General features: G+C 67.9%; 6 protein-coding genes. 3 read left to right on the top strand and 3 right to left on the bottom strand.

Annotated features, from left to right (window positions below):
* Positions 1-136: 136 nt before the first annotated feature.
* Both RTU05_RS16640 and RTU05_RS16635 read right to left on the bottom strand, forming a co-directional pair.
* Positions 137-376: a helix-turn-helix domain-containing protein gene (locus RTU05_RS16640; RefSeq protein WP_087121176.1), complete on the bottom strand. Its 240-nt coding sequence runs from the start codon at positions 374-376 to the stop codon at positions 137-139.
* 25 nt (positions 377-401) lie between these two features.
* Positions 402-995: a DUF2975 domain-containing protein gene (locus tag RTU05_RS16635; RefSeq protein WP_292044685.1), complete on the bottom strand. Its 594-nt coding sequence runs from the start codon at positions 993-995 to the stop codon at positions 402-404.
* 454 nt (positions 996-1,449) lie between these two features.
* Between RTU05_RS16635 and rdgB the strand changes: the two genes are divergently transcribed.
* Positions 1,450-2,052 carry an RdgB/HAM1 family non-canonical purine NTP pyrophosphatase gene (gene rdgB, locus RTU05_RS16630; protein WP_312599440.1) on the top strand — a complete coding sequence of 201 codons (603 nt, stop codon included), beginning with the start codon at positions 1,450-1,452 and terminating at the stop codon, positions 2,050-2,052.
* Position 2,053: 1 nt separating this feature from the next.
* Positions 2,054-3,211, top strand: a complete 1,158-nt coding sequence (gene hemW / locus RTU05_RS16625; RefSeq protein WP_312599441.1) for a radical SAM family heme chaperone HemW — start codon at positions 2,054-2,056, stop codon at positions 3,209-3,211.
* Here hemW and RTU05_RS16620 read toward each other — a convergent pair.
* Positions 3,208-4,863: a GNAT family N-acetyltransferase gene (locus RTU05_RS16620; protein ID WP_312599439.1), complete on the bottom strand. Its 1,656-nt coding sequence runs from the start codon at positions 4,861-4,863 to the stop codon at positions 3,208-3,210. The two genes, hemW and RTU05_RS16620, sit on opposite strands and share 4 nt — an antisense overlap.
* Positions 4,864-5,019: 156 nt before the next feature.
* Here RTU05_RS16620 and RTU05_RS16615 point away from each other — a divergent pair.
* Positions 5,020-5,406, top strand: a 387-nt coding sequence (locus tag RTU05_RS16615; RefSeq protein WP_312599438.1) for a hypothetical protein, incomplete at its 3' end; no start/stop codon positions are given.

Here is a 5,406-nt window from a genome sequence, read left to right as displayed (position 1 = left end):
GGCGGCGTCTCCGCGCCCGGCGTGACGCGCGCGGCCTTTCGCGCGCGCGGCGGGGCGACCGAGCTGGAAACCCGGGTCCAGATGCGACGGTCCTCTGGCGTCAGTCCGTTGTCGTCGCGCCCCGGGCCCTTTCGCCTCATGCCGCCTCGTCGTCCTCGAACACGTCGCCCGGACCCGGCTCGTGCGCCAAGAGGTCGCCGGGCTGACATTCCAGTTCGCGACACAGGGCGTCCAGGGTCGAGAACCGCACCGCCCGCGCCTTGCCGGTCTTCAGGATCGACAGATTGGCCACCGTCACCCCCACCCGATCCGCCAGTTCGGTCAGGGACATGCGGCGTTCGACGAGAACGCGGTCGAGCTGGACGCGAATGGCCATGCGGAAAAATCCTAGTCGAAACGGCTCAGATCGTCAGTTCGGATTCGCGGCGCAGGCGCGCGCCCTCGCGGAACACCTCCGCCAGGACGAAGACGATCAGGACGGAGAATATGGGGGTCAGCAGTTCGCCCAGCCCTTGCGGGTCCATGACCCCCGGCGCCAGCCGCTTGGCCACGAACCCCTGCGCCAGCCAGACGCCGCCGGTCACAACCGCCAGGGTCAGGCCGATCTGGCGCAGGCGGCGCACATTGTCCGGCTGGAAGGGGTCGCCCATGGTCAGGGTTCGGATGATGCGGCGCAGGCTGCGGAGAATAAGCATGAATCCGCCAAAATAGGCCGTCGCGGCGCCCAGGCCGAACAGCAACAGGGTCCGGGTCAGCGGCAGTTGCTTGCCGCCGGCGTCGCCGCTGACGGTGATGTTCACATTGTCCAGGGGAATGAAGATGGCCGCGATCACCAGCAGCAGCAGAAGCCCGGTGATCAGCCACAACAGCACATAGGCCACGTCCAGCACCATCTTCAGCACGCTGGACACCGATCCCGGCCCCATGGCCTTCAGCCATGTCAGGGATCGCGCCTCGCCTCGCTTCGTCGGATGTCGCGGCGTCGGCAGGCGCATGGCGGTTCTGGTCTCAGGTCTGAAGAGGGCGGACGGCGGCCGCGCGGGGTGCGAAGAACCCGCGCGCGGCTCTATACATCGCGGTCTTCATGCAGATCGTCAAAACTCTCGTGATCGAAATGGCGTAAGGATCAGAAGGCTTGCATCAGCACGGTGACGAGGGCGGTCGGCAGGGCGGCGATCAGAACCGTGCTGACGAAAGCAGCGCCGACCTTGTCCAGCCACATCGAGGTGTTCATCGTATGCATCGTAGTTCTCCGTCTTTCCTGAAGGACGATTATCGCCCGGTTTGTTTCGTGGTCGCACGAACTTTTCGGCTTTGACCGAAATCAAGAACGCTGCGACCTCGTTCTCGATGATCAAGAGATAGGCCGTGCGGCAGGGAAAAGCACGTTACATATCGTTTAACGATATTAAACTTTGGCAATAGACTGTTTCAGCGGTAGGAGCCCCCATGAAACTCAAGCTTATCAAGGGGATGCGGATCGTCGTCGCGACCCACAATCCGGGCAAGGTCCTGGAAATCTCGGCCCTGCTGGGCGGAGATTACGAGATCGTCACGGCGGGACAGCTGAACCTGCCCGAGCCGGACGAGACCGAGACCACCTTCGCCGGCAACGCCATGCTGAAGGCGCGCCATGCGGCCGAGCGGTCGGGGGAGGTGTCGCTGGCCGACGATTCCGGCCTGTCGGTCGCGGCGCTCGACGGGGCGCCGGGCATCTTCTCGGCGCGCTGGGCCGGGCCTGGCAAGGATTTCGCCGTGGCCATGACCAAGGTGGAGCAGCGCCTGGAGGAGATCGGCGCGACCGACCGCACGGCCTGGTTCACCTCGGCCCTGGCCGTCGCCTGGCCCGACGGCCCCTGCGTCGTGGTCGAGGGGGTGGTCGACGGCCGCCTGACCTTCCCGCCGCGCGGCGACCGGGGGTTCGGCTACGATCCCCTGTTCATTCCCAATGGCGCAGACCTGACGTTCGGCGAGATGGAGCCGACGGCCAAGGACGCGATCAGCCACCGCACCCGCGCCTTCGAAAAGCTGAGGGCCGTCCTGATTGACTGATATGCCGCCGCCCGATCCGGGGTCGGATGTCGCCCTCTATGTCCACTGGCCCTATTGTTCGCGCATCTGCCCCTATTGCGACTTCAACGTGGTGCGTGACCGGGGGCGGGCGGTCGAGCAGGCGGGGCTGGTCGCCGCCATTCTTCAGGATCTTCAGGCCCAGCGGACCCTGACCGGACCCCGGCGGCTGGCCTCCATCTTCTTCGGCGGCGGCACCCCTTCGCTGATGGCGGCCGAGGCTGTGGCCCGCATCGTGGAGACGGCCGAACGCCTCTATCCGCCGACCGGCCCGATCGAGATCACCCTGGAGGCCAATCCCACCGACGCCGAGGCCGCCCGTTTCGCCGCCCTGGCCCAGGCCGGGGTCAATCGCCTGTCGATGGGGGTTCAGGCGCTGGACGACGACGCCCTGCGTTTTCTGGGCCGGGATCATTCGGCGGCCGAGGCCTATCGCGCGGTCGATCTGGCGCGTCGGGCGTTCGACCGGCTGTCCATCGACCTGATCTACGCCCGACCGGACCAGACGCCTGGGGCCTGGGCCGCCGAACTGACCACCGCGCTGGACCTGGGGTTCGAACACGTCTCGCCCTATCAACTGACCATAGAGCGGACCACCGCCTTCGGCCGGGCGTTTGCGCGGGGAACCCTGATCACGCCGGACGAGGATGTCGCCGCCGCCCTTTACGAAACGACCCAGGCGGTCCTGTCGGCGGCCGGCTTCGAGGCCTATGAGGTGTCCAACCATGCGCTGGGTCCGGCCGCGCGCTCGGCGCACAATCTGCACGTCTGGCGCGGCGGCGACTATCTGGGCCTCGGCCCCGGCGCCCACGGTCGGCTGACGCTGGACGGGATCAGGACCGCGACCGTCGCCCATCGCCGCATCGCCGACTATGTGGCGGGCGTCGAGGCATCGGTGCCCTGGTCGGACCGCGAAACCCTGTCGCCTGCCGATGCGGCGGAGGAACGGTTCCTTCTGGCCCTGCGCACCACCGAAGGCGCGCCGGCCGCCCTGCTTTCGATACTGGACCTGTCTTTCGAAGCTGCGCCGGTCGCGGACCTGATCGCGGACGGGTTCCTGACCCTGCGCCAGGGCCGGCTGATCGCCACAGACCAGGGCCGACCCGTTCTGGACGGGGTGCTGAAGGCGCTTCTGACCTAACTCTTCTTCAGACCCAGCATCCCCAGCCAGCCGCCGCTGGTCAGCAGGGCCACGTCAAGCAGGGCCAGCGGCAGGGGTGTTGAGACGGGCGCGGCGATGAAGCGCGGGCGCCAGTCGGGCGCGAACTTGGCCTTGTAGCTGCGCAGACCCTGGAAGCCGTAAAGCGCGCCCCCCTCGTCGAACACCAGGGCGCCGACCCGGGCGAACACCGGCGCGATCCGCCGATCCTCCAGCCCCGCCAGCGGCGCCATGCCCAGGTCGAAACTGGCCAGCCCCTGATCCTTGGCCCATTGGGCGCAGCGAATGAACAGATAGTCCATCACCCCGTGCGGCGCATCCGGGTGATGGCGCATCAGATCGACCGCCGCCTCGTCCGGCGCCGTCAGAAGATTGGCGAAGGCGACGATCCGTCCGCCCTCCCTCACAATCGCCAGCGGCGTCAGGTCCAGATAGTCGACGTCGAACCGCCCCAGGGAAAAAGCCTTTTCCGCCCCCTCATGCATGGCCAACCAGGCGTCGGACACCGCCTTCAGCTCGTCCGCGATGGGACGGGCCGAACCCGGCGGCAGGATTTCGAAGGTCGCGCCCTCGCGTTCCGCCCGGTTGATGGCCGTACGCAGGTTCTGCTTGGACTTTCCCTCCAGCGAAAACGCGGCGGTGTCGATCACCGCCGTCTCGCCGACCTTGCGCACCGCCAGCCCCATGGTCGCCAGATCGCCCAGCACCTCTTCACTGACGGAATAGAAGACCGCCGCCCCGCCGTAGCTGTCGGCCATTTCGGCGAAGGACCACAGCAGTTCGCGCCGCTCGGACTTCAGACCCGCCGGCTCGCCCATGGCGATCCATCGCCGCCCCCGCACGCGATAGGCCAGGAAGCTGGCCCCCGACGGGCTGAACATCAGCGCCTTGTCGCCCAGCATGGCCAGCCAGGCCTCGGGCGTCGCCGAATCCGCCGCCGCCAGCGCCGCGCGGGCGCGTTCGATGTCGGCGGGCTTGGCCGGGCCGTGGCTGTGGGCGCCGGGCGAGCTGAGCAGCGACCGACCCGCCACCACCAGCGTCAGGATCGCCAGCACCAGGCCCGCGCGCAGGAAGCCCGACGCCTGGCGATCGCTGAGGAAACGCCACCACAGCTCGTCGTTATAATCCACGTCGCGATAGGCGAAGAAGCCCAGCCACAACATGGCCGCGACCACCGCCGTCAGCAGCAGCAGCCAGCTGGGCCGCAGCGGCTCGCTGAGGCGCGAACGTCGATTGAAGGCGGTGCGGCAGGGCGCCAGCAGCGCGGCCACGATCAGAAGGTCGGTCGCCTGTTGCCAGTCCAGCCCCTTCAGCACCGAGAACACCGCCCCGATGCCCAAGACGGCCAGCGCCGCCCAATAGGCGCCGCGCCGCCTCCGCCACAGGCCCGCCGAAAGCATCAGCAACAGAAAGCCCGCGATGCTGCCCACGAAGTGCGACAGGTCCACCAGGATCGGCGACACCACGCCGGTCAGCCTGCGCAGCCGGTCGTCGAACTCGGGCGTCACGGCCGAGACCAGCATCAAGGCGCCGGCCCCGAAGGCCAAGATGGCGAAGACCAGCGGCGTCAACTCATAGGCCAGGCCCAGAAGACGGCGGATCAGGCCGGAGGTTTGCGCGGGGCGGTTGGACAAGCAGTAGGCCTTCGATTCGCGAGCGCCCGACCATAGACCAAGAATCGTCCAACCGGGGCGCTCACAAGGTCATTTCGGGGCGGATGAAACAATCGGTAACGTGAGGAGTATATTGCGGTGCGGGCGTCGGGCCCGCGTAACAGGGGACAGTTTCCCATGACCATCAAGACCGCCCTTCTGGCCAGCGCCGCCGCCTTCATGTTCGCCGCGCCCGCCCTGGCGCAGGAAACGCCTGCACCCGCTCCGACCGAGGCGCCCGCTGCGGCCGCCGCTTCGCAACAGTCGCTTTCGCTGAACCCCGGCATGACCGTCAGCGGTCCTGACGGCGAACTCGGCAAGCTGGAAGGCGTGCAGAACAACGCCGAAGGCAAGCAGGAACTCACCGTGCGCGGCGCCGATGGCCAACTGCGCGCCGTTCCGCTGAGCGGCATCCGTCAGGAGAACGGCGGCGTGGTCGTGGCCTACACCAAGGCCGAATATGACGCCGCCGCCGCCATCGCCGGCGCTGCTCCGGCTCCGACCGCCGATCCCGCCGCCGCTCCG

Source organism: Brevundimonas sp. (assembly GCF_032017145.1).
Taxonomy (GTDB): domain Bacteria; phylum Pseudomonadota; class Alphaproteobacteria; order Caulobacterales; family Caulobacteraceae; genus Brevundimonas.
The sequence above is the reverse complement of the archived record's forward strand: the minus strand, read 5'-3'. Positions and strand labels throughout refer to the sequence as shown.

Bases quoted from the DNA above. Each gene is read 5' to 3' on its own strand.
- hemW (WP_312599441.1), top strand. From the start codon at position 2,054: ATGCCGCCGCCCGATCCGGGGTCGGATGTCGCCCTCTATGTCCACTGG.
- RTU05_RS16635 (WP_292044685.1), bottom strand. From the start codon at position 995: ATGCGCCTGCCGACGCCGCGACATCCGACGAAGCGAGGCGAGGCGCGA.
- RTU05_RS16640 (WP_087121176.1), bottom strand. From the start codon at position 376: ATGGCCATTCGCGTCCAGCTCGACCGCGTTCTCGTCGAACGCCGCATG.
- rdgB (WP_312599440.1), top strand. From the start codon at position 1,450: ATGAAACTCAAGCTTATCAAGGGGATGCGGATCGTCGTCGCGACCCAC.